Consider the following 22,162-nt stretch of genomic DNA (forward strand, 5'->3'; position numbering starts at 1 on the left):
CGGTCAGCGCGCGGCGCGGACGGGCAAGAGCAGGGCGAGGCCGATCGCAAGGACGATCACGATGCCCAGCACGCCGAAGATCGTCGCGCCCGTGAGCGCGATGAGGACGGTCCACAGGAGCGAGGACATCCAGCTCGCGGCGCGGCCCGTGGTCGCGTAGAGCCCGAAGATCTCGCCCTCGCGCCCCGCCGGCGTCACCCGGGCGAGGAAGGAGCGGCCGGCCGACTGCGCCGGCCCCACGCAGGCGCACAGCGCGAGCCCGAACACCCAGAACACGACGGCGCCGCCGTCGGCGAAGGCGAACACGACGAGGCCGGAGACGACCATCGCGGCGAGGGCGGTGACGATGACGGCCTTGGGCCCGAACCGGTCGTCCCACCGCCCGGCGATGAGCGTCGAGACGCCCGCGATGAGGTTGGCCGCGATGCCGAAGATGACGAGCTCGATGAAGCCGAAGCCGAACACCTGCGCCGCGATGATGGCTCCGAACGTGAACACGCCGCTCAGGCCGTCGCGGAAGACGCTACTCGCGAGCAGGAACCAGAAGGTGTTGCGCGTGGCCGGGGAGCGGTACAGTCCGACGACGTCGCGGACGAGCAGCGCGTAGCTGCGGAAGAAGTTGACCCGCCGCTCGGGCTTGCCGAGCGGGGCGGGCTCGGGCACGGCGAAGAACACGGGGAGCGTGAAGAGGAGGCCCCACAGCGCACACCCGACGGCGATGAGCCGGAACGGCAGGCCTCCGTCCTCCGGGAGGCCGAACCAATCGCTGACGTAGAACACCACGACGAGCACGAGCGCGAGGATCCCGCCGAGATAGCCGAAGCCCCACCCGAGTCCCGAGATCCGCCCGACGTTGTGCGGCGAGGCGATGCTCACGAGCAGCGCATTGCTGTTGACGCTGCCGATCTCGTTGAACACGGTGCCGGCCGCGATGAGCGCGACGCCCAGGCCGAAGAAGGTCGGCGCGGGCTCGGCGAACCACAGCCCGAGCATGCACGCGATCGTGCCGCCCGTGCCGATGCCGAGCCAGAGCTTCTGCTTGCCCTGCGCGTCGGCCTGCTGCCCGAGGACGGGCGCGACGGCGAGGATCAGGAGGCCCGCGATCGTCGTGCCCAGGCCGAGGCCGCTCGACAGGCCCGCAAGCGCCTGATCCTTCGCCGGATCCCCGTCGGCGAGCGCGTGCACCTCGGGCGGCAGGAACGCGTCGGTCGTGAGGTAGAGCGCCGTGAAGATGAAGGTCACGATGACCGTGTTGAACGGCTGCAGGCCCCAGTCCCACAGGGCCCACGCGAAGACGGCCGACCGCTTCGCGGGCCGGTCGCCGAGTTGCGCCTGCAGGCCGAGAACGGGGAGGGCGGCGCTGTCGGCGGCGGCCGGTGGGTGCGCGGGGCCGGGGCGGTCGTCGTTCGGCATGCGCGAACGATATCGCGTGCGGGTGACGGGTGGGGGATCCCGTGCGCGCCGCACAAGACGAAACTTTAGTCGAGTCATATCAAGTTTCTTGACTTCCCGCGAGAGGTGTTCTACGCTTGAGCCATCGCGACTCAACTCTCGCGAGCAGGCTTCCTCAACGAAACGGAGCAACAACATGGCACGTGCTGTGGGAATCGACCTCGGAACCACCAACTCGGTCGTGTCCGTCCTCGAGGGTGGCGAGCCGAAGGTCATCGCCAACGCCGAGGGCATGCGCACGACCCCGTCGGTCGTCGCCTTCGCGAAGGACGGCGAGGTGCTCGTCGGCGAGACCGCCAAGCGTCAGGCCGTCACCAACGTCGACCACACGATCGCGTCGGTCAAGCGCCACATGGGCACCGACTGGACCTTCACGGTCGAGGATAAGAAGTACACGCCGCAGGAGATCTCGGCGCGCATCCTCATGAAGCTCAAGCGCGACGCCGAGCAGTACCTCGGCGACACCGTGACCGACGCCGTCATCACGGTCCCCGCCTACTTCAACGACGCCGAGCGTCAGGCCACGAAGGAGGCCGGCGAGATCGCGGGCCTGAACGTCCTGCGCATCGTCAACGAGCCGACCGCGGCGGCCCTCGCCTACGGCCTGGACAAGGGCCAGGAGGACGAGCTCATCCTCGTCTTCGACCTCGGTGGCGGCACGTTCGACGTCTCGCTGCTCGAGGTGGGCAAGGACGACGACTTCTCCACGATCCAGGTCCGCGCCACCGCCGGCGACAACCGCCTCGGTGGCGACGACTGGGACCAGCGGATCGTCGACTGGCTGATCACGCAGTTCAAGAACACCTCGGGCGTCGACGTCTCGGGCGACAAGATCGCGCTGCAGCGCCTCAAGGAGGCCGCCGAGCAGGCCAAGAAGGAGCTCTCGAGCTCGGCCTCGACGACGATCAGCCTCCCGTACCTCTCGCTCACCGAGCAGGGCCCGGCGTCGCTGTCCGAGACCCTCACGCGGGCCAAGTTCGAGGACCTTACCAAGGACCTCCTCGAGCGCACGAAGAAGCCCTTCGACGACGTCATCCGTGAGGCGGGCGTCAAGCTGAGCGACATCGCCCACGTCGTCCTCGTCGGCGGATCCACCCGCATGCCCGCCGTGAGCGAGCTCGTCAAGCGCGAGACGGGCAAGGAGGCCAACAAGGGCGTCAACCCGGACGAGGTCGTCGCCGTCGGCGCCGCCCTCCAGGCCGGCGTGCTGAAGGGCGAGCGCAAGGACGTCCTGCTCATTGACGTCACGCCCCTGTCCCTCGGCATCGAGACCAAGGGCGGCATCATGACGAAGCTCATCGAGCGCAACACGGCCATCCCGACCAAGCGCAGCGAGACCTTCACGACGGCGGAGGACAACCAGCCCTCGGTCGCGATCCAGGTCTTCCAGGGCGAGCGCGAGTTCACCCGCGACAACAAGCCGCTCGGCACCTTCGAGCTCACGGGCATCGCCCCCGCGCCCCGCGGCCTGCCGCAGGTCGAGGTCACGTTCGACATCGACGCGAACGGCATCGTTCACGTCTCGGCGAAGGACAAGGGCACGGGCAAGGAGCAGTCGATGACCATCACGGGCGGATCCTCGCTCGCCAAGGAGGACATCGACCGCATGGTCCGCGAGGCCGAGGAGCACGCGGAGGAGGACAAGAAGCGCCGCGAGGCCGCCGACGTCCGCAACCAGGCGGAGACGCTGTCCTACTCGATCGAGAAGCTCATCGAGGAGAACGACGACAAGCTGCCCGAGGACGTCAAGACCGAGGTGAAGACCGACGTCGAGGCCCTCAAGACCGCGCTCGCGGGCGAGGACGACGACGCCGTGAAGGCGGCGTTCGACAAGCTCAACGAGAGCCAGACGAAGCTGGGCGAGGCGCTCTACGCGCAGGCGCAGCAGGAGGCTCCCGAGGGCGCGCAGGAGGCCCCGGCCGACGGATCCTCGGACGACGAGGACGTCATTGACGCCGAGGTCGTCGACGACGAGGACGAGAAGAACAAGTAATGACGGACAAGGACCCGATCGAGCCGAACGGCGACGACCAGGTCCAGCCGGACGCCGAGGCGGGGGCAGACGCTGCCCCCGCCGAGGGCGCACCCGCTGGCGACCAGTCGACGGAGGACGACGGCCTGACGGTCGACGAGATCCTCGACGCCGAGCAGACCGACGAGGCGGCGGAGCAGGAGAAGAGCGACTACGAGACGCAGCTCCTGCACGACCTCAAGCGGATCCAGGCGGAGTACGCCAACTACCGTCGCCGCACCGAGGAGCAGCGCCAGGTCGACATCGACCGCGCGAAGGGCGAGGTCGCCAAGGGCATGCTGAGCGTGCTCGACGACCTCGACCGCGCCGCCAAGCACGGCGACCTGGAGGAGGGCACGGCGTTCGCGCTCGTGGCCGAGAAGATGCGCGGCGTCGCCGAGCGCACGGGCGTCGTCGCCTACGGCGAGGCGGGCGAGGAGTTCGACCCGCAGCGCCACGAGGCCGTCTTCCAGCAGCCCACCCCGGGCGCGACCGGTTCGACCGTTCTCGAGGTCGTCGAGGTGGGGTACCGCCTGGGCGACGTCGAGCTGCGGCCGGCCAAGGTCGTCGTCGCGGTTCCCGCCGAGTAGGAGCGAATTTCTCCCCGGCGGCGGCGCGGATCCACGAGGGTCCGCGCCGCCGCCACACGAGCAGGAGGATGCACATGGCCAGTCAGGACTGGTTCGATAAGGACTTCTACACCGTCCTGGGCGTCTCGAAGGACGTCGGCGAGGCCGAGCTGAAGAAGGTTTACCGCAAGCTCGCCCGCACGTACCACCCGGACTCCAACCCCGGAGACCAGGCGGCCGAGGCGAAATTCAAGGAGATCAGCGAGGCGTACTCGGTGCTCTCCGACCCGGAGCAGCGCAAGGAGTACGACGAGCTGCGGGCGATGGGATCCGGGGCGCGCTTCACGGCGGGCGGATCCGGCGCCGGCGGCTTTGAGGACGTCTTCAGCCGCTTCTCGCGCGGCGGGGGCGGTAATCCCGACTTCGACGACATCTTCTCGATGTTCAACGCCTCGACCGGCGGGGGGCCGCGCGGCGGCTTCGGCGGGTACGGCGGCGGCTTCGGCGGCCCCCAGAAGGGCGCCGACGTGCGCGCCCGCACGACCATCGACTTCACGACGGCCGCGAAGGGCGAGACGATCTCGCTGCGCGGCGAGGACGGCAAGCCGTTCAAGGTGAAGATCCCCGCGGGCGTAGGCGACGGGCAGAAGATCCGGCTGCGCGGTCGCGGCCGCCCGTCGGCGAACGGCGGCGAGAACGGCGACATCGTCGTCGAGGTGTCGGTGCGCCCGCATCGCGTCTTCACGCGCGACGGCCGGAACCTCCGGCTCACCGTGCCCGTGACCTTCACCGAGGCCGTGCTCGGCGCGACGATCGAGGTGCCGACCCTCGAGGGTGAGCCCGTGCGCCTGCGCGTCGCACCCGGCACGCCGTCCGGCCGCATACTGCGCGTCAAGGGCCGCGGGATCGCGACCGCCAAGGGCACGGGCGACCTCCTCGCCGAGCTGGAGATCGCCGTCCCGACGCACCTCTCCGACGCGCAGCGCGAGGCGCTCGAGCGCTTCCGCGACCTCGAGTCGGGCGAAAACCCGCGCGCGGGCCTGTTCCACTGATCCGGCCCCGGCATTTGCCAGAGTGAGACGACGAGACCGCGAAGGAACGTGACATGCAGCTGCCAGACGGCGTGAGCCCGAGCGACCCGATCTTCCCGATCGCGGCCGCGAGCGAGCTGTCGGGCATGCATCCGCAGACTCTCCGGCAGTACGACCGGATCGGCCTCGTCGTCCCGGGCCGCACGCGCGGCGGATCCCGTCGGTACTCCGCGATCGACATCGCGCAGCTGCGCGAGGTCCAGCGGCTGTCGGCCGAGGGCGTGCCGCTTGCCGTCATCCAGCGCATGCTCGACCTCGAGAACGAGGTGCAGGCGCTGCGCGACGAGGTGCGGACCCTCGCGAGCGAGCTCCGGGAGGAGCGCGCCACGCGCCCCGGCGCCCGTGTGTTCGCGACGAACGCGGCGGGCGGCGTCGTCACGCTGACGGGCACAACCCGCATCCGCCGCCAGACCGACGTCGTGCTGTGGCGGCCCCCGCGTCAGGACTGAGGCCCCCGTGTGACGGCTTCGAGAATTCCTCGCGTCCGGGCCGCCTCGTTCGGCCCGGACCGTGCATGATGTGGCCATGAGCCCGAAGACCTGGAATCACGTCGGCGAGACCACCGCCGTCTGGCCCGGACGCAACTGGCCGCTCGGCGCGTCCTGGCACCCCGAGGCGACGAACTTCGCCGTCTACGCGCCCGACGCGACGGGCGTGTGGGTCTGCCTGTTCGACGAGTCCGGCGCCGAGCGGCGCGTCCCGCTCTCGGAGAAGGACCTCGGCATCTGGCACGGGGCCCTGCCTGGGGTCGAGCCGGGCCAGCTCTATGGATTCCGGGCGGACGGGCCGTGGGATCCCGAGAACGGGTACCGGTTCAACATCCACAAGCTGCTCCTGGATCCGTACGCCCACGCCACGAGCGGCGAGATCGTCCCGGAACAGCCGCTGTTCGCGCACGAGTGGGACGATCACGGCGCCCGCAACGACGACGACTCGGCCCCCGTGACCGCGCGCAGCGTTGTCGTGGATCGCTCCTACGACTGGGGCGACGACGAGCAGCCCAAGACGGCGTGGCGCGACACCGTCGTCTACGAGTTGCACGTGAAGGGTTTCACGCAGCTGCACGACCGCGTGCCGGAGGAGATCCGCGGCACCTACTCTGGGCTCGCCCACCCCCACGTCATCGACTACCTCAAGGACCTCGGGGTCACGGCCGTCGAGCTGCTGCCGACGCAGCAGTTCTTCTCGGAGCCGGCCCTGCTCGAGCGCGGCGCGACGAACTACTGGGGGTACAACACGGCGGCGTTCTTCTCGCCGCACGGCGCGTACTCCTCGCGCGGCGACCGGGGCGGCCAGGTCGCCGAATTCAAGGACATGGTGCGGGCCTTCCACGCCGCCGGCCTCGAGGTGATCCTCGACGTCGTCTACAACCACACGGCCGAGGCGGGATCCGCGGGCCCCGTCCTGTCGTTTCGCGGGCTCGACGATCGCGGCGCGTACAAGCGCATCGTGCCGCACTCCGACGACGCGTTCGACGACAGCTACTGGGACGTCACGGGCTGCGGCAATACCGTCGACACCTCGGAGCCGATGATGCTGCGCCTCATCATGGACTCGCTCCGGTACTGGGTCAACGAGATGCACGTCGACGGGTTCCGGTTCGACCTGACGAGCGCGCTCACCCGCACGGGGTACGACATCGACATGGCGTGCTCTTTCCTCACGGCGGTGGATCAGGATCCGGTCCTGCGTCACGTCAAGCTCATCGCGGAGCCGTGGGACGCGTCGATGGACGGGTACCTCGTCGGGCAGATGCCGGCGCCGTGGGTCGAGTGGAACGACCAGTACCGCGGCGCTATCCGCGACCTCTGGCGCGGGGAGGGCAACATGTCGGAGGTGGCCACGCGCGTGGCCGGATCCTCGGACCTGTACCGCGACGACGGGCGCTGGGCGTACGCGGGGGTGAACTTCGTCACGGCGCACGACGGCTTCACGGTGCGCGATCTCGTGAGCTACGCGCACAAGCACAACGAGGAAAACGGCGAGGACAACCGCGACGGATCCGACGACAACCGCTCGAACAACCACGGCGTCGAGGGGGAGACGGACGACGAGCAGATCGTCGCGGTCCGGCGCCGACAGGCGGCGAACATCATGGTGACCCTCGCCCTGTCGAACGGGGTCCCCATGATCACGGCCGGCGACGAGCGCGGGCGCACGCAGGGCGGCAACAACAACGCGTACTGCCAGGACAACGAGATCAGCTGGGTCGACTGGTCTGCCGACGACGCATGGCTCGACGTCTACGAGCAGACCCGACGCGCCCTGCAGCTGCGGCGCGACCACCCCGTGCTGCGGCAGCGGCACTGGTTCCAGGGCGAGCCGACGCTCGAGGGTGGCCCGGACGACCTCGCGTGGCTGCACCCCGCGGGGCGGCGGATGACGGAGGAGGACTGGGCGGATCCGGGCCTCCGCACCCTCGGCTTCTTCCTCTCCGGCGGGCCGCTGCGCGAGCCGGGCCTGCGCGGCGAACAGGTCATCGACCGCTCGTTCATCGTCTGGATCAACGCGGCCGACGAGGACGTCGAGGTCGCCTCGGCGGTCGCCGAGTTCATGCCGGAGGGCGAGGTCGTGCTGTCGACGGATCCGCGGATCCCCCTCGGCTCGTCCGCGGTCGTCGGTCAGGCTGACACGATCACGGCCCGGTGCATCGTCGTGGCGCGGGCGGCCTGAGGGGCTACCCCTCCGGCACCTCGGGCGCGTCGGCGAAGGCCACGAGGCCGGTCTCGGCCGGGCTCGTGAGGTGGGCGTGCGCGGGGACGATGCGCACGGTGTACCCGAAGGGGCCCGGCCGCTCCAGCGTGTGGGTCCCCGTGAAGCAGAACCGCCCGCCCTCGTACGACTCGGACACCGCGAGCGTCGTCACCTGGGCGTCGGCGATCTCGTCGTCGCCGCGGGCGCGGCCGTGGACGAGCTGCACCGCGACGTCGCTCGGCGCCAGTTCGCCCAGGCCGACGAAGGCGCGCACGGAGAGCGCGGCCCCGACCTCGGCGACGTCGCCCGCCCCGGCCGACTCGACGTGTTCGACCCGCACGGATCCCCACCCCGCGCCCACGCGCTCCTCCCACGCGGCGAGGTCGCGGGCGCCCGCGTAGTCGGATCCGAGCGCGCGCGTGCTGGCGGCCGCGGGCAGGTACAGCGCCGTGACGTAATCGCGCACCATGCGCGTGGCGAGCACCTTCGGGCCGAGCGACTCGATCGTGTGCCGCATCATCTCGAGCCAGCGCGCCGGGAGGCCCCGCTCGTCGCGGTCGTAGAACCGCGGCACGACCTCGCGCTCGAGGATCTCGTAGAGGGCCTGGGCCTCGAGGTCGTCGCGCGCGGACGGATCCGGCAGCCCGTCGGCCGACGGGATCGCCCAGCCGTTCTCGCCGTCGAACCACTCGTCCCACCAGCCGTCGAGGATCGACAGGTTCAGGCCGCCGTTGAGCGCGGCCTTCATGCCGCTCGTGCCGCACGCCTCGTAGGGGCGCAGCGGGTTGTTGAGCCACACGTCGCAGCCCGGGTAGAGCGGCTGCGCCATGGCGATGTCGTAGTTGGGGAGGAACACGATGCGGTGGCGCACCTCGGGGTCGTCCGCAAAGCGCACCATGTCCTGGATGAGCTTCTTGCCGCCGTCGTCGTTCGGGTGGGCCTTGCCGGCGATGACGAGCTGGATGGGGCGCTCCGGATCCGTCAGCAACGCCTTGAGGCGCGCCGGATCCCGGAGCATCAGCGTCAGGCGCTTGTACGAGGGCACGCGCCGCGCGAAGCCGATCGTGAGCACGTCGGGGTCGAGGGCGTCGTCGATCCAGCCGAGCTCCGCCTCCGCCGCGCCGCGCTTCTGCCACGCGCGCCGGACCCGGCGGCGCGCGTCGAGCACGAGGCGCTCGCGGAGGACGCGCTTGATCTCCCAGACCCGCGCGAAGTCGGCGCCCTCGAGTGACCGGGCGAACTCCTCCGGATCGCCGTCGGCGTCGGCGCCGAGCGCCGTGACGAGCTCGCGCAGCTCGCGCGCGACCCAGGTCGGCGCGTGCACGCCGTTCGTGATGGATCCGATCGGCACCTCCGCCTCGTCGAACGCGGGCCACAGGCCGTGGAACATGTCGCGGCTGACGTGGCCGTGCAGCTCGCTCACCCCGTTCGCGCGCTGGCCGAGCCGGAAGCCGAGCACGGCCATGTTGAACACGCCCGGATCGCCGCCGTCGTAGCTCTCGGCGCCGAGGGCGAGGACGCGCTCGGCGGGGACACCGGGCGTCGCGCCGCCCTCGGTCGCGAAGTACTGCTCGATGAGGGTGCGGTCGAAGCGGTCGATGCCGGCGGGCACGGGCGTGTGCGTCGTGAAGATCGTCGAGGCCCGGTTCATCGCGAGCGCCTCGTCGACGCTCAGCCCGGCCCCGGAGGGATCCGTGAGCTCGCGGATCCGCTCCAGGCCCTGGAACCCCGCGTGGCCCTCGTTCGTGTGGTGCACCTCGGGGACCGGCGCGCCCGTGATGCGGCTGAACGCCCGCAGCGCCCGCACCCCGCCCACGCCCAGCAGGATCTCCTGGCGCAGGCGGTGCTCGCCGCCGCCGCCGTAGAGGCGATCGGTGACCGCGACGTAGTGGTCCGGGTTGCCCTCGAGGTCCGTGTCGAGCATGAGCAGCGGGACGCGCCCCACGTGCGCGACCCAGATCTTCGCGATCAGGGCGGGCCCGCCGGGCATGTCGATCGAGATCGTCGCCGGGGTGCCGTCGGCCTCGCGGAGCGGCCGGACGGGCAGCTCGTTCGGGTCGAGCACGGGGTAGGACTCGACCTGCCAGCCGTCGCGGGAGAGCGACTGCTTGAAGTAGCCGTGGGCGTAGAACAGGCCCACGCCGACGATCGGCACGCCCAGGTCGCTCGCGGCCTTCAGGTGGTCGCCCGCGAGGATCCCCAGCCCGCCGGAGTACTGGGGCAGCGCGGCGGCGATGCCGAACTCCGGGGAGAAGTACGCGACCTGGGCGGGCCCGTCCGGGCACGCGCGCTGGTACCAGCGGTCCTCGGTGAGGTAGGCCTCGAGGCCCGTCGCCGCCGACGCGAGCCGGGCGAGGAAGCCCTCGTCGCGCTCAAGCTCCCCCCACCGCGCGGCGGGGACGTCGCTGAGGACCCGGACGGGATCCTTCCGGCGCTCCCAGACCTCGGGCGAGACCTCGGCGAAGATGTCCTGCGTCGCGGGGTCCCAGGACCAGCGCAGGTTCGCCGCCAGCGCGCCGAGGGCGGCGAGGGGCTCGGGGAGGACGGGGCGGACGGTGAAGCGTCGAATGGCGCGCATAGCGCCGAGAGTAGACCGCGGACCCCACGCGGCGCGAGGTTTTCACGCGGGGTTCACACGCAGTCATCGGCGGCGAGCGGGTGCCGGCCGGTTCGCCGGGGAAACACAACGCAGACAATTTTCGGTCCCCGCGACGAGGCGCCACGGATCGCGGCCCGCCGCGCGAAAAATTGACTGCGTTGTGTCGGGGGGCAGGGGTTACCCGATGAGCGACGGGCGCAGGTCGCGCAGCGTGCGGGTGCGCGTCATGCGCCAGAGCGCGGCGAGCGTGACGCCGAGTGCCGCCGCGAGCCAGACCCCCAGGAAGGCCGCCGCGGCCCAGGCGCGGCCCGCATCCCCGCCGTACATGAGCTGGCGGATCCCGTCGACCGCGTGGCTCATGGGGAGCGCCTCGTGGAGGATCCGGAGCGGCGCCGGCAGGGTCTGATACGGGAACGTGCCGCCCGCCGTCACGAGCTGGAGCACCATGAGGATGAGGCCGAGGAACTGCCCGACGCTGCCGAGGAGGACGTTGAGGGCGAGGACGATCGCCGCGAACGTCGCCGACGTCAGCGCGAGGAAGGCGAGCATCGCGGCGGGCTGGGCGACGTCGTAGCCGAGCGCGAACCGCACGATCGCGAAGACGGCGAGCATCTGCGCGATCCCGAGGAGCGCCGGCGTGGCCCAGGCCCCGAGGGTGATCGCGAGCGGCCGGCGCAGGGCCGTCACGGCGCGCGCCGAGTACGGCTTCACGATGAGGAACAGCGCGTAGATCCCGATCCAGGCCGCGAGGCTGATGAAGAACGGCGCCATGCCGGCGCCGTAGGACGACGCGGCGCTCGTGGCGTCCTCCGAGACGGAGACCGGATCCGCGACCATGCGCGCGGCGGTCTGGCGCTCCTCGGCCGTCTGGTCGGGGATGTCCTGGGTGGCGTCGGCGAGCCCGTCCGCGAGCTCGGCCGAGCCCGCGTCCAGGTCGCCCAGCCCGTCGGCGAGGTCGGCGGATCCGTTGGCGAGCGAGGTCACGCCGCTGGCGAGGGTCTCGGATCCGGTCGCGGCCTCGGCGATGCCGCTCGCGAGGTCGGGGACGCCGTCCGCGAGCCGGGACGCGCCGTCGGCGACCGCGCCCGACCCGTCGGCGAGCTGCGCGACCGCGGCCGCGGCCGCCTGCACGTCGGTGTTGGCGGCCTCGATGTCGTCGTGGAGGGGCGAGACGAGCTCGAGCACGCGATCGATCTCGTCGCTCGCGAGGCCCGCCTCCTCGAGGTCGCTCCGCAGCTCGGCCTCGCTCGGGAGGTCCGAGACCGCGTCGTCTATCGCCTCGGCTGCGGGCGTCACCGCGTCCTCGAGCTGGGCGTTGCCGTCGGCGACCTGGCGCGCGCCGTCCGCGAGCGACGCGGTCTGCTCGGGCAGGTCGGCGGATCCATCCCGCAGCTCCGCGAGGCCCGCCGCGAGGTCGTCGGCGCCGGTCCGCGCCGTCTGGGATCCGTCGGCCAGGGCCGTAGCGCCGCTCGCCGCGGTCGCCGCGCCGTCCGCCACCTCGCCCGCGCCGTCGGCGGCGTCCACGAGGCCCGCGCGGATCGTCGCGACGCTGTCGAGGAGCGTCCGGGCGGACTCCTCGCCGACCTCGCGGGCGAGGCCCGCGCGGACGGTCTCCGTGACGGTGTCGGCGATCGTCCCGGCGAGGTAGCTGTTGGCGTCGTTGGTCGTGAGCTCCACCTCGGCCTGCACGGGGTCGTCGTCGTCAATCGAGGCGAGGTGGCGCGAGAAGTCGGGCCCGAAGGTGACGACGAAGTCGTAGGTGCCCGCGCGCAACCCGTCGGCGGCCTCGTCCGCGCCCGTCACGTGCCATTCCAGGGCGCCGTCCTCGACGAGCTGGTCGCGGACCTCCGCGCCGTAGTTGGTCGTTTCCCCGTCCCTTGTCACGCCCTCGTCGGTGACCACGAGCGCGGCCGGCACCTCCTCGAGGCGCCCGTATGGGTCGTCGTTTCCCCACAGGTAGAGCCCCGCGTAGATGACGGGCACGATCATGAGGGCGACGAGCGCCAGGGTCGCCATGGGTGAGGCCGTCAGGCGCCGCAGCTCGGTCGCGACGAGGGTCTGGATCCGCCTCATGCCCGCTCGCCTTCTTCCGCCTGGCGGACCGCGGCGGCCGACGCGATCACGACGACAGCGTATCGGCGCGCGGCCCATGCGTGCGCCGTGTCGAGCCAGGCGGCCGCGTCGCCGCCGTGGCGCTCGGGGGAGACGAACACGAGCGCGTCGACGCCCGCGCGCGCGGCGGCAGTGCGGGCGAGGACGCGGGTGCGCTCGGCGGGCGCGAGGTCGCCGAGCCGCGCGCGCGGGGACAGGCCCTCGTCGGCGAGGAGGCGAGGGGCGGCCCGGCGCGGGCGGCGGATGCCGGCGAAGACGAGCTCCTCGCGCACCACCGCGCCGAGCCGGATCCCGTCGTGCGGCGCGGAGGCCTCGGGGCTGTCGACGAGTGCGACGCGGCGGCGGAGGGCGCGCGGATCCGCGGCCCCGTCGAGCGTGACGGCGCCCTGGGCGGGCGACATGCGCCCGGACAGCACGAGGCCGAGCAGCGTGGGGCGCTGCCCGCCCGGGACCGCGACGAGCGCGACCTCGCCCGCGCGGACGACGAGCGAGGTGTGCTCGAGCGGGCCCTTCGCGACGGCCTCGGCCGCGAGGATCATGCGATCTCCCCGCGATCGGCCGCGCGTGCGTCCTCCGCCACGGCGGCCGCCTGCTCGGCCCCGAGCCCGGCGAGGCCGAGGGCGCTGACGGCGACGAGGCGGGCCGCCTCGTCATCGCCGAGCGCGCCGTCGACGGCGACGTCCAGAACCGCGATCGCGGTCTCCTCGATGAGGCGCGCCGTGACGTCGACATCGACGTCGCGGCGGAACACGCCGGCGTCCCGCCCGCGCGCCAGGGCCTCGCGCAGCGAGCGGCGCACGGGCGCCATGCCCGCCGCGACGTCGGCCTCCCACGGCCCCGTCACGAGCGAGCGCGCGACGAGCCGGACGTGCGCGACCTCGCGCCAGAGCGCGAAGCCGAGCCGTGCGACCAGGCGCGCCGGATCCGGATCCGCGAGGTCCGCGACCGCCGCGGAGACGCGCTCGGTGCCCCGGGCAAGCAGCTCGGACACGAGCGCGTCGCGGGACGGGAAGTGGCCGTAGATTGCGCGCCGGCTGAGACCGGCCTCGGCCGCGATCGCGTCGATCGAGGCGTCGGGCGCGGTCCGGAGGACGCGGGCGGCGGCCTCGAGGAGCGCCTCGCGGTTGGCGACGGCGTCGCGCCGGCGGGGAGAAGTCATGCCGCCAGCATAATAATGTGCACAACACTGTGCAAGTTATCTCGTGCGGCCGTCATCCGCCGTCACCACCCCCCCGACGCAACGCCGTCACAAGTCGGTGTCCGAATCCGGATTCCGCCGATCGCCGGGCACGCGGCCGAAAATTGACTGCGTTGTGTTTGCGGGCGCCGTGGGGGGAGGTCGGGGCGGGGGTGAAAACGCACGCCACGTTAAGCGCGCGTGAACCCTTCGCGCCCGCCCCTTTCGCCCCGCGTGCCGCCAGTCTACGGTGACTGCATGGTCGGCCGCATCCCCATCGTCGATGTTCATCCCCTGGTCCACGAGGGGGCGAGGCCGGCGAAGGCGGCCGAGGGCGAGGCGCAGCCGATCCGCGCGACCGTCTTCCGCGAGGGCCACGACCGGCTCGGCGCCGAGGTCGTCCTGATCGGCCCGGACGGGTCCCGCGCCACGCCCGTGCGGATGCGCGAGATCGCGCGTGGCACGGACCGCTACGAGGCGTGGGTGACGACCGGCGCCCCGGGGGACGCGGCGTTCGAGGTGCGGGCGTACGCGGATCCGCTCGCGACCTGGCTGCACGACGCCGAGATCAAGATCCGCGCGGGCATCGACGTCGAGCTGATGTTCCTCGAGGCGCGGATCCTCCTCGACCGGGTGGCCGCGGAGTACGGCCCGTCCGACGCGCTCGCCGCCGCCCGCGCCGCCGCGGTCGACGAGGCGCGGCCCGCCGAGGCCCGGCTCGCCGCCCTCACCTCGCCCGAGGTGCGCCGGGCGTTCCGTGACCAGCCGCTGCGCGACCTCCTCACCGTCGCGGGGCCCTTTCCGCTGCAGGTCGACCGCGAGCGCGCGCTCGTCGGCGCCTGGTACGAGTTCTTCCCCCGCAGCGAGGGCGCCCGGGTGGGAGCAGGCGGCCGGGTGGAAAGCGGCACCTTCCGCACGGCCCAGAAGAGCCTCCCGCGTGTCGTGGAGATGGGCTTCGACGTGCTGTATCTGCCGCCCGTGCACCCGATCGGCGAGGTGCACCGCAAGGGCGCGAACAACACGCTCGACCCGGCACCCGACGACGTGGGATCCCCGTGGGCGATCGGATCGCGCCACGGTGGCCACGACGCGATCCACCCCGACCTCGGCACGCTGAAGGACTTCGACGCGTTCGTGAAGAAGGCGACGTCGCTGGGGCTCGAGGTCGCGATGGACTTCGCGCTGCAAGCGGCTCCGGACCACCCGTGGGTGTCGGAGCACCCCGAGTTCTTCACGACGCGCGCCGACGGCACGATCGCCTACGCCGAGAACCCGCCGAAGAAGTACCAGGACATCTACCCGATCAACTTCGACAACGACCCCGCCGGCATCTTCGCCGAGGCCGAGCGGATCCTGCGGTTCTGGATCGCGCGCGGGATCCGCATCTTTCGCGTCGACAACCCGCACACCAAGCCGGTCGCGTTCTGGGAGTGGTTGCTCCGGCGGATCCGCGAGACGGATCCCGACGTGGTCTTCCTCAGCGAGGCCTTCACGCGCCCCGCGATGATGCACGCGCTCGGCGCGGCCGGGTTCCACCAGTCGTACACGTACTTCACCTGGCGGACCCAGAAGGGCGAGATCGAGGACTACCTCCGCGAGGTCGCGACCGCGTCCGACCACCTCCTGCGCCCCGCGTTCTGGCCGAACACGCCCGACATCCTGCACGCGTTCCTGCAGGACGGCGGCCCCGCCGCCTTCCGGATCCGCGCCGCGCTGGCCGCGCTCGCGTCGCCGACCTGGGGCATGTACGCGGGCTTCGAGCTCTGCGAGCACGTCGCGGTGCGGCCCGGATCCGAGGAGTACCTCGACAGCGAGAAGTTCCAGATCCGGATCCGCGACTGGGACGGCGCGGCCACGGCGGGCCGCACGATCGCGCCCTTCATCGCGCGCCTGAACGCGCTGCGCCGCGAGATCCCCGCGCTGCGGGGCCTCCGCGACCTGCGCGTGCACTGGTCCGACGACGACCACGTCCTCGTGTTCACGAAGGGCCACGGCGACGGCACCGTCATCGTCGTGCTGAACCTCGACCCGCACGGCGCGCGCGCCACGACCGTGCACCTCGACTGGCAGGCGCTCGGCCTCCCCGAGCGCTTCGCCGTGCACGAGCACCTCACCGGTGCGGACTGGTGGTGGGGTGAGCACAACGACGTCGTGCTCGATCCCGGCCGCGAGGTCGCCCATGTTCTCACCGTGAGGAGCGCCGCATGAGCTCGGATTCCTTCCCCCTGACGACCTCGATCCCCGTCATCTCCGACGAGCCGTTCCCGGATACCCCGGGCGCGGCATCCGAGCCGGAGTGGTTCAAGACGGCCGTGTTCTACGAGGTGCTGGTGCGCTCGTTCCACGACAGCGACGGGGATGGCCAGGGCGATTTCCGCGGCCTGACCGAGAAGCTCGACTACCTCCAGTGGCTCGGCATCGACTGCGTCTGGCTGCCGCCGTTCTTCCCCTCGCCGCTGCGCGACGGGGGATACGACGTGTCTGACTTCACCGGGGTGCACCCCGCCGTCGGCTCGACCGACGACGTCCGGGCGTTCATCGCGGCGGCCCACGAGCGCGGGATCCGCGTCATCATCGACTTCGTCGTCAACCACACGAGCGACGAGCACCCGTGGTTCCAGGCGTCGCGCGCGGATCCCGACGGCCCCTACGGCGACTTCTACGTGTGGAGCGACACGGACGAGCTCTACGAGGACGCGCGGATCATTTTCGTCGACACCGAGCCGAGCAACTGGACCTGGGATCCGGTGCGCGGGCAGTACTTCTGGCATCGCTTCTTCCACCACCAGCCCGACCTGAACTACGACAACCCCGCGGTGGGCGAGGCCGTCATCGACGCGATGCGGTTCTGGCTCGACATGGGGCTCGACGGTTTCCGCCTCGACGCCGTGCCGTACCTGTTCGAGCGCCCGGGCACGAACGGCGAGAACCTCCCCGAGACCCACGATTTCCTCAAGAAGATCCGGCGGATCGTCGACGCGGAATACCCGGGCCGGGTCCTGCTCGCGGAGGCGAACCAGTGGCCCGCCGATGTCGTGGACTACTTCGGGGATCCGGAGACGGGTGGCGACGAGTGCCACATGTGCTTCCACTTTCCCGTCATGCCGCGCATCTTCATGGCGGTGCGGCGCGAGTCGCGCTTCCCGATCAGCGAGATCCTCGCCGAGACGCCGTCGATCCCCTCCGGGTGCCAGTGGGGCGTGTTCCTCCGCAACCACGACGAGCTGACGCTCGAGATGGTCACGGAGGAGGATCGCGACTACATGTGGTCGGAGTACGCGAAGGATCCGCGCATGAAGGCGAACATCGGGATCCGTCGCCGGCTCGCCCCGCTCCTCGACGGCGATATCGACCAGATCGAGCTGTTCACGGCCCTGCTGTTGAGCCTGCCCGGATCGCCCGTGCTCTACTACGGAGACGAGATCGGGATGGGCGACAACATCTGGCTCGGCGACCGCGACGGGGTGCGCACCCCCATGCAGTGGTCGAGCGACCGCAACGCGGGGTTCTCGCGCGCGACGCCCGGCAAGCTCGCCCTGCCGCTCGTGCAGGACCCCGTCTACGGCTACCAGTCGGTCAACGTCGAGGCGCAGCAGGACAACCACTCGAGCCTGCTGAACTGGACGCGCCACATGATGAGCGCGCGTCGCCGGCACCCGGCGTTCGGCCTCGGCGGGTTCAACGACCTCGGCGGCTCGAACCCCTCGGTGCTGTCTTTCTCGCGGGAGCACGAGAAGGGCGACGGCACGACCGAGATCGTCCTCTGCGTCAACAACCTCTCGCAGTTCCCGCAGCCGGTCGAGCTGGACCTGCGTCGATTCCAGGGCCTCGTGCCGGTCGAGATCCTCGGCGGGGTCCCGTTCCCCGCCGTCGGCGAGCTGCCGTACTTCCTCACGCTCGGGGGGCACGCGTTCCTGTGGTTCCGCATGCAGGCACCGCCGACGGGATCCGAGGGCGGCCTGCTGTGAGGTCGCCGGCGCCGGAGGAGTTCGCGGCCTACCTGCCGCGGACGAGGTGGTTCGCGGGCAAGGGGCGCGACTTCCGCGTCGCTTCCGTGCGCGAGATCGCCCGCCTCGCCGGCGTCGGGGGCTCCCCGGTCGTGGCCGTGCATCTCGTGACGGTCGCGTACGACGACGCGGCCGGCGGATCCGAGGTGTATCAGGTGCCGCTGTCCTGGTACGCGGAGGCGGTCGCGCGCGTCGAGCACGCGCTCGTGTCGGGGCACGAGGGGTGGGTCTACGACGCCGTGCACGACCGCGAGGCCATGGCGCTGTGGCTTGACGCCTTCGCCTCGGCGACCCCCGAGCACCCGGCCGACGTGCCGGGGATGCGCTTCTTTCGCGCGGATCCGGAGGAGCTGGCGGACGCAGGGGCGGCCGCGCCGCTGACGGGGGAGCAGTCGAACTCGTCGGTCCGCTTCGGCGACCAGGCGATCATGAAACTCTTCCGCACCGTCACCCCGGGGGAGAACCCGGACATCGAGATCCACCGCGCCCTCACGGCGGCCGGCAGCGACGACGTCGCACCCCTGTACGGCTGGATCACCTCGCGCGGCGCGGGGGTACCGCTGCGGCTCGGGATGATCCAGGAGTACCTGCGCACGGCCACCGACGGCTTCGAGCTGGCGATGTCGAGCGTGCGCGCGATGATCGCGGAGCCCGGCGGCGACCCGGCCGCCTATGCGGGTGAGGCCGCCGAGCTCGGCCGCGCGGTCGCCCGGATCCACGCGCGCCTCGCGGAGGCGTTCGGCGCCGAGGAGCGCGGCCCCGAGGCGGCCGTGGCGCTCGCGGACGCGATGCGGCAGCGCCTCGACGAGGCGATCCTCGCCGTCCCCGAGCTCGACGCGCACGCCCCGCGGATCCGCGGGCTCTTCGCGCGCGTCGCGGAGCTTTCCGGACTCCGCGTGCAGCGCGTGCACGGCGACCTCCACCTCGGCCAGAGCCTCCGCACCTCCCGCGGGTGGCGGATCGTGGACTTCGAGGGGGAGCCGGCCCGCCCGCTCGTCGATCGCCTTCGCCCCGACAGCGCCTGGCGCGACGTCGCCGGCATGCTGCGCTCCTTCGACTACGCGCCGGGCGTCGTGCGCCTGAGCCCCGGCGAGGGAACCGACGGCGAGGAGGCGGCCGCGCAGTGCGCGGCCTGGGCCGCCACCGCGCGCGCCGCGTTCCTCGCCGCGTACGCCGAGGAGGCGGGCACCCCCGGCGCCGCCGACGCCCTCCTCGTTGACGCCTACGTCGCCGACAAGGCCGTGTACGAGGCGGTCTACGAGGCGCGCAACCGGCCGACCTGGATCGCCATTCCGCTCGAGGCGATCGCGCGCCTCGGCCACGAGGAGGAGACCGCATGACCCCTCGCCCCCGCCCCCTTCCCGCCGAGGTCCTCGAGATGATCGCGGACGGCCGCCACGGGGATCCGCACGCCGTGCTCGGCGCTCACCCGTCGGCCGACGGCGTGACGGTGCGCGCGCTGCGCCCGCTGGCCGACTCCGTCGCGGTGCGGTACGCGGGCGGCGAGGTGCCGCTCCTCCACGAGGGATTCGGCGTGTGGGCGGGCGTCGTCGAGACCGACGAGGTGCCCGACTACCGCCTGGTGACGACCTACGCCGACGGTCTCGCGCACACGGCCGACGACCCCTATCGCTTCCTGCCGTCGGTCGGCGAGGTCGACCTGCACCTCATCGGTGAGGGGCGCCACGAGCACCTGTGGCGCGTGCTCGGCGCCCGCGTGCGCACCTTCGACGGGCTCGGCCGGAACCCCGACGTCACCGGGGTGTCCTTCGCCGTCTGGGCCCCGCGCGCCCGGGGCGTGCGGGTGAAGGCCGATTTCAACGCGTGGGACGGCCGCGAGCACCCGATGCGCCAGCTCGGCACGTCCGGGGTGTGGGAGCTCTTCGTCCCCGGGGTGGGCGCCGGCGCGCACTACAAGTTCGCGATCCTCCAGGCCGATGGCGCGTGGCACGAGAAGGCGGATCCGCTCGCCCGGTTCGCGGAGCGCCCCCCGGCCACCGCGAGCATCGTGCACGACTCGGCGTACGCGTGGGGCGACGCGGAGTGGATGACGGATCGCCAGGAGCGCCGCCTGCTCGACGAGCCGATGTCGATCTACGAGGTCCACCTCGGCTCGTGGCGCCGCGGCCGCAGCTACGCCGACCTCGCCGACGAGTTCGTCGCGTACGTGGCCGACCTCGGCTTCACGCACGTCGAGTTCATGCCCGTCATGCAGCACCCGTTCGGCGGATCCTGGGGCTACCACGTGACGGGGTACTACGCGCCGGACAGCCGGTTCGGGGATCCGGACGGCTTCCGTCTGCTCGTCGACCGCCTGCACCAGGCGGGCATCGGCGTCATCCTCGACTGGGTGCCGGGGCACTTCGCGACGGACCCGTGGGCCCTGTCGCTGTTCGACGGCCAGCCCCTGTACGAGGACCCGAACCCGCAGCGCGGCTGGCACCGGCAGTGGGGATCCCACATCTTCGACTTCGGCCACCGCGAGGTGCGCAACTTCCTCTACGCCAACGCGCTGTACTGGCTCGAGGAGTTCCACGCCGACGGCCTGCGGGTCGACGGCGTCGCCTCGATGCTCTACCTCGACTACGCGCGCGAGGAGGGCGAATGGACGCCCAACGTGCACGGCGGGCGCGAGAACCTCGAGGCCGTGGCGCTGTTGCAGGAGACGAACGCGACGGCCTACCGCCGGGTGCCGGGGATCGTCATGATCGCGGAGGAGTCCACCGCGTGGCCCGGCGTGACCCGCCCGACCGACACGGGCGGGCTGGGCTTCGGCTTCAAGTGGAACATGGGGTGGATGCACGACTCGCTCGAGTACGTCTCGCGGGATCCCGTGCACCGCTCGCATCATCACCACGAGATGACGTTCGCCTCGTCCTACGCGTGGAGCGAGCACTACGTGCTGCCGCTGTCGCACGACGAGGTCGTGCACGGCAAGGGATCCCTCCTCCGCCGGGTGCCGGGGGACCGGTGGCGGCAGCTCGCGACGCTCCGGGCGTTCTTCGCCTTCATGTGGGCGCACCCCGGCAAGCAGCTGCTCTTCATGGGCGGGGAGTTCGCGCAGGACGCCGAGTGGGCCGAGTCGCGCGAGCTCGACTGGTGGCTCCTGGACCACCCCGAGCACCGCGGCGTGCATGCCGCGATCCGCGACCTCAACCGCGCCTACCGGGACACCCCGGCGCTCTGGGCGGGGGACGCGCACCCCGCGTCGTTCCGGTGGATCGACGCGGACGACGCGGCGAGCAACGTGTTCGTCTTCCTCCGCACCGCGCCGGACGGATCCGCCCTGGTATGCGTGTCGAACTTCTCGGCGGTGCCCCGCACGGGCTACCGCGTCGGCCTCCCGCACGCCGGGCGCTGGGACGAGGTCGTAAACACCGACGCCGAGGCCTATGCCGGCAGCGGCATGGGAAACCTCGGCGGCGTGGACGCCGTGGGCGGGGAGTGGTACGGCTTCCCCGCGCACGCGGAGATCACGGTGCCGCCGCTCGCGACGGTGTGGCTGCGCCCGGCGCGCTGATCAGCCGCGCAGGCGCGCGAGGCCGAGGTACATCATGCAGCCGAGACAGACGCCGAAGGCCACGTTGAGGAAGGCCGCGACCAGCGCCGCGGCGGCGGCGATCGGCAGCGCCCACGGGACGCCCGCGAGGTGCAGCACGATGCCCACCACCGTGACGGCGAGGCCGACGCCCTGCGCGAACCGCGGAGGGCGCGGATCCTCGCGCTCGGCAGGCGGCGTCAGCCGCGGCGCGATCACGCGGCGGAACAGCACGCCCCACGGCGCGGTCGCCGGCGACGCGACGCCCCACAGGAACAGCGCCGCGATCACCGCGAGGAGGAGGAACCCGGGATCCGCCGCGCGCTCCGCGAGCGTCGTCGTCCCCGCGGGGGCCGCGGCGGTGCCGCTCAGCGCGAGGAAGAGCGCCACGACGAGGAGCACGGTCGTGATGCCCGCGGCGAAGCGCGGGCCGCGCGGGTCGAGGCCGCGCTCAGACACGGGCGGGCTCTCCGGCGGCGGGGAGGGAGGCGAGAACGTCCTCGCGGCGGGGCGCGCCGCCGATGCGGGTGCGCTGGATGCCCGCGGCGTCGAGCACGAGCACGGTCGGGGTCTGGAGCACGTCGAAGGCGCGGGCGATGTCGGTGCGGTGGGTGAGGTCCACGTCGACGTAGCCCACGCCGTCGGTCTCGCTCGCGAGCTGGCCGAGCAGGCGTCGGGTGCCGGGGCACCGCGCGCACATCTCGGTGCTGAACTGCACGAGGGTGGCGCGATCCCCGAAGGATCCGGGATCCGCCGCGAGCATGTCGGGCGTGATCGCCCGGGCGTCGGTGGCGCGGGCGCGGCCATCGCGGCGCCGGATCCACGCGCCGGCGAGCGCGGCCACGGCGAGCACCCCGATCACGAGGGCGGCGGCGAGAAGCGGGGACATGCGATCGACGGTAAGCCCGTCTC

General features: G+C 72.1%; 16 protein-coding genes. 9 read left to right on the forward strand and 7 right to left on the reverse strand.

Features of this window, described 5'->3' with window-relative positions:
* Positions 1–3: 3 nt before the first annotated feature.
* Entirely contained in the window at positions 4–1,413 is a 1,410-nt protein-coding gene (locus tag GJQ66_RS06485; RefSeq protein WP_155048553.1) for an MFS transporter, read from the reverse strand.
* A gap of 175 nt (positions 1,414–1,588) precedes the next feature.
* On the opposite strand from GJQ66_RS06485, the gene dnaK reads away from it, so the two are divergent.
* The 5 genes from dnaK to glgX all read left to right on the forward strand — a co-directional run bounded on the left by dnaK (position 1,589) and on the right by glgX (position 7,796).
* Complete coding sequence (gene dnaK, locus GJQ66_RS06490; RefSeq protein WP_155048554.1) at positions 1,589–3,445, forward strand: molecular chaperone DnaK; 1,857 nt, start codon at positions 1,589–1,591, stop codon at positions 3,443–3,445.
* Positions 3,445–4,053, forward strand: a complete 609-nt coding sequence (locus GJQ66_RS06495; RefSeq protein WP_155048555.1) for a nucleotide exchange factor GrpE — start codon at positions 3,445–3,447, stop codon at positions 4,051–4,053. The genes dnaK and GJQ66_RS06495 overlap by 1 nt, the downstream gene beginning before the upstream one ends.
* Before the next feature lie 74 nt (positions 4,054–4,127).
* Positions 4,128–5,084 carry a DnaJ C-terminal domain-containing protein gene (locus tag GJQ66_RS06500; protein WP_155048556.1) on the forward strand — a complete coding sequence of 319 codons (957 nt, stop codon included), beginning with the start codon at positions 4,128–4,130 and terminating at the stop codon, positions 5,082–5,084.
* Positions 5,085–5,137: 53 nt separating this feature from the next.
* Complete coding sequence (locus tag GJQ66_RS06505) at positions 5,138–5,572, forward strand: heat shock protein transcriptional repressor HspR (RefSeq protein WP_155048557.1); 435 nt, start codon at positions 5,138–5,140, stop codon at positions 5,570–5,572.
* A 76-nt stretch (positions 5,573–5,648) separates the two neighbouring features.
* The gene (gene glgX / locus GJQ66_RS06510) at positions 5,649–7,796 is read left to right on the forward strand and encodes a glycogen debranching protein GlgX (RefSeq protein ID WP_155048558.1); all 2,148 of its coding nucleotides are present in this window, start codon (positions 5,649–5,651) and stop codon (positions 7,794–7,796) included.
* A gap of 4 nt (positions 7,797–7,800) precedes the next feature.
* Here the strand turns inward: glgX and glgP are convergent, their stop codons facing one another.
* The 4 genes from glgP to GJQ66_RS06530 all read right to left on the reverse strand — a co-directional run bounded on the left by glgP (position 7,801) and on the right by GJQ66_RS06530 (position 13,687).
* Entirely contained in the window at positions 7,801–10,395 is a 2,595-nt protein-coding gene (gene glgP / locus GJQ66_RS06515) for an alpha-glucan family phosphorylase (RefSeq protein WP_155048559.1), read from the reverse strand.
* A gap of 198 nt (positions 10,396–10,593) precedes the next feature.
* Positions 10,594–12,489, reverse strand: a complete 1,896-nt coding sequence (locus GJQ66_RS06520) for a YhgE/Pip domain-containing protein (protein ID WP_155048560.1) — start codon at positions 12,487–12,489, stop codon at positions 10,594–10,596.
* Entirely contained in the window at positions 12,486–13,067 is a 582-nt protein-coding gene (locus GJQ66_RS06525; protein WP_155048561.1) for a hypothetical protein, read from the reverse strand. Before GJQ66_RS06525 ends, GJQ66_RS06520 begins: the two co-directional genes overlap by 4 nt.
* Positions 13,064–13,687 (reverse strand): TetR/AcrR family transcriptional regulator, encoded by a 624-nt coding sequence (locus tag GJQ66_RS06530; protein WP_155048562.1) that lies wholly within the window; start codon positions 13,685–13,687, stop codon positions 13,064–13,066. Before GJQ66_RS06530 ends, GJQ66_RS06525 begins: the two co-directional genes overlap by 4 nt.
* Positions 13,688–13,963: 276 nt before the next feature.
* Here GJQ66_RS06530 and GJQ66_RS06535 point away from each other — a divergent pair, with 276 nt between their 5' ends.
* Genes GJQ66_RS06535 through glgB form a run of 4 tightly spaced genes read left to right on the forward strand, consistent with a single transcriptional unit; the run spans position 13,964 to position 21,232 of the window.
* Complete coding sequence (locus GJQ66_RS06535) at positions 13,964–15,913, forward strand: maltotransferase domain-containing protein (RefSeq protein ID WP_155048563.1); 1,950 nt, start codon at positions 13,964–13,966, stop codon at positions 15,911–15,913.
* Positions 15,910–17,673: a maltose alpha-D-glucosyltransferase gene (gene treS / locus GJQ66_RS06540; RefSeq protein WP_155048564.1), complete on the forward strand. Its 1,764-nt coding sequence runs from the start codon at positions 15,910–15,912 to the stop codon at positions 17,671–17,673. Before GJQ66_RS06535 ends, treS begins: the two co-directional genes overlap by 4 nt.
* Positions 17,670–19,052 carry an aminoglycoside phosphotransferase gene (locus tag GJQ66_RS06545; protein ID WP_368732746.1) on the forward strand — a complete coding sequence of 461 codons (1,383 nt, stop codon included), beginning with the start codon at positions 17,670–17,672 and terminating at the stop codon, positions 19,050–19,052. Before treS ends, GJQ66_RS06545 begins: the two co-directional genes overlap by 4 nt.
* Positions 19,049–21,232: a 1,4-alpha-glucan branching protein GlgB gene (gene glgB, locus GJQ66_RS06550; RefSeq protein ID WP_155048565.1), complete on the forward strand. Its 2,184-nt coding sequence runs from the start codon at positions 19,049–19,051 to the stop codon at positions 21,230–21,232. The genes GJQ66_RS06545 and glgB overlap by 4 nt, the downstream gene beginning before the upstream one ends.
* Here glgB and GJQ66_RS06555 read toward each other — a convergent pair whose 3' ends face one another.
* Entirely contained in the window at positions 21,233–21,709 is a 477-nt protein-coding gene (locus tag GJQ66_RS06555; RefSeq protein WP_368732747.1) for a DUF4395 domain-containing protein, read from the reverse strand.
* Complete coding sequence (locus GJQ66_RS06560; protein ID WP_155048566.1) at positions 21,702–22,139, reverse strand: thioredoxin family protein; 438 nt, start codon at positions 22,137–22,139, stop codon at positions 21,702–21,704. The genes GJQ66_RS06555 and GJQ66_RS06560 overlap by 8 nt, the downstream gene beginning before the upstream one ends.
* Positions 22,140–22,162: the final 23 nt, after the last annotated feature.

The organism is Microbacterium sp. ZXX196 (assembly GCF_009709595.1).
Taxonomy (GTDB): Bacteria; Actinomycetota; Actinomycetes; order Actinomycetales; family Microbacteriaceae; genus Microbacterium; species Microbacterium excoecariae.

Bases quoted from the DNA above. Each gene is read 5' to 3' on its own strand.
- dnaK (WP_155048554.1), top strand. From the start codon at position 1,589: ATGGCACGTGCTGTGGGAATCGACCTCGGAACCACCAACTCGGTCGTG.
- GJQ66_RS06495 (WP_155048555.1), top strand. From the start codon at position 3,445: ATGACGGACAAGGACCCGATCGAGCCGAACGGCGACGACCAGGTCCAG.
- GJQ66_RS06530 (WP_155048562.1), bottom strand. From the start codon at position 13,687: ATGACTTCTCCCCGCCGGCGCGACGCCGTCGCCAACCGCGAGGCGCTC.
- GJQ66_RS06535 (WP_155048563.1), top strand. From the start codon at position 13,964: ATGGTCGGCCGCATCCCCATCGTCGATGTTCATCCCCTGGTCCACGAG.
- glgP (WP_155048559.1), bottom strand. From the start codon at position 10,395: ATGCGCGCCATTCGACGCTTCACCGTCCGCCCCGTCCTCCCCGAGCCC.
- GJQ66_RS06485 (WP_155048553.1), bottom strand. From the start codon at position 1,413: ATGCCGAACGACGACCGCCCCGGCCCCGCGCACCCACCGGCCGCCGCC.
- GJQ66_RS06505 (WP_155048557.1), top strand. From the start codon at position 5,138: ATGCAGCTGCCAGACGGCGTGAGCCCGAGCGACCCGATCTTCCCGATC.
- GJQ66_RS06560 (WP_155048566.1), bottom strand. From the start codon at position 22,139: ATGTCCCCGCTTCTCGCCGCCGCCCTCGTGATCGGGGTGCTCGCCGTG.
- GJQ66_RS06525 (WP_155048561.1), bottom strand. From the start codon at position 13,067: ATGATCCTCGCGGCCGAGGCCGTCGCGAAGGGCCCGCTCGAGCACACC.
- treS (WP_155048564.1), top strand. From the start codon at position 15,910: ATGAGCTCGGATTCCTTCCCCCTGACGACCTCGATCCCCGTCATCTCC.
- GJQ66_RS06500 (WP_155048556.1), top strand. From the start codon at position 4,128: ATGGCCAGTCAGGACTGGTTCGATAAGGACTTCTACACCGTCCTGGGC.
- glgX (WP_155048558.1), top strand. From the start codon at position 5,649: ATGAGCCCGAAGACCTGGAATCACGTCGGCGAGACCACCGCCGTCTGG.
- GJQ66_RS06520 (WP_155048560.1), bottom strand. From the start codon at position 12,489: ATGAGGCGGATCCAGACCCTCGTCGCGACCGAGCTGCGGCGCCTGACG.
- glgB (WP_155048565.1), top strand. From the start codon at position 19,049: ATGACCCCTCGCCCCCGCCCCCTTCCCGCCGAGGTCCTCGAGATGATC.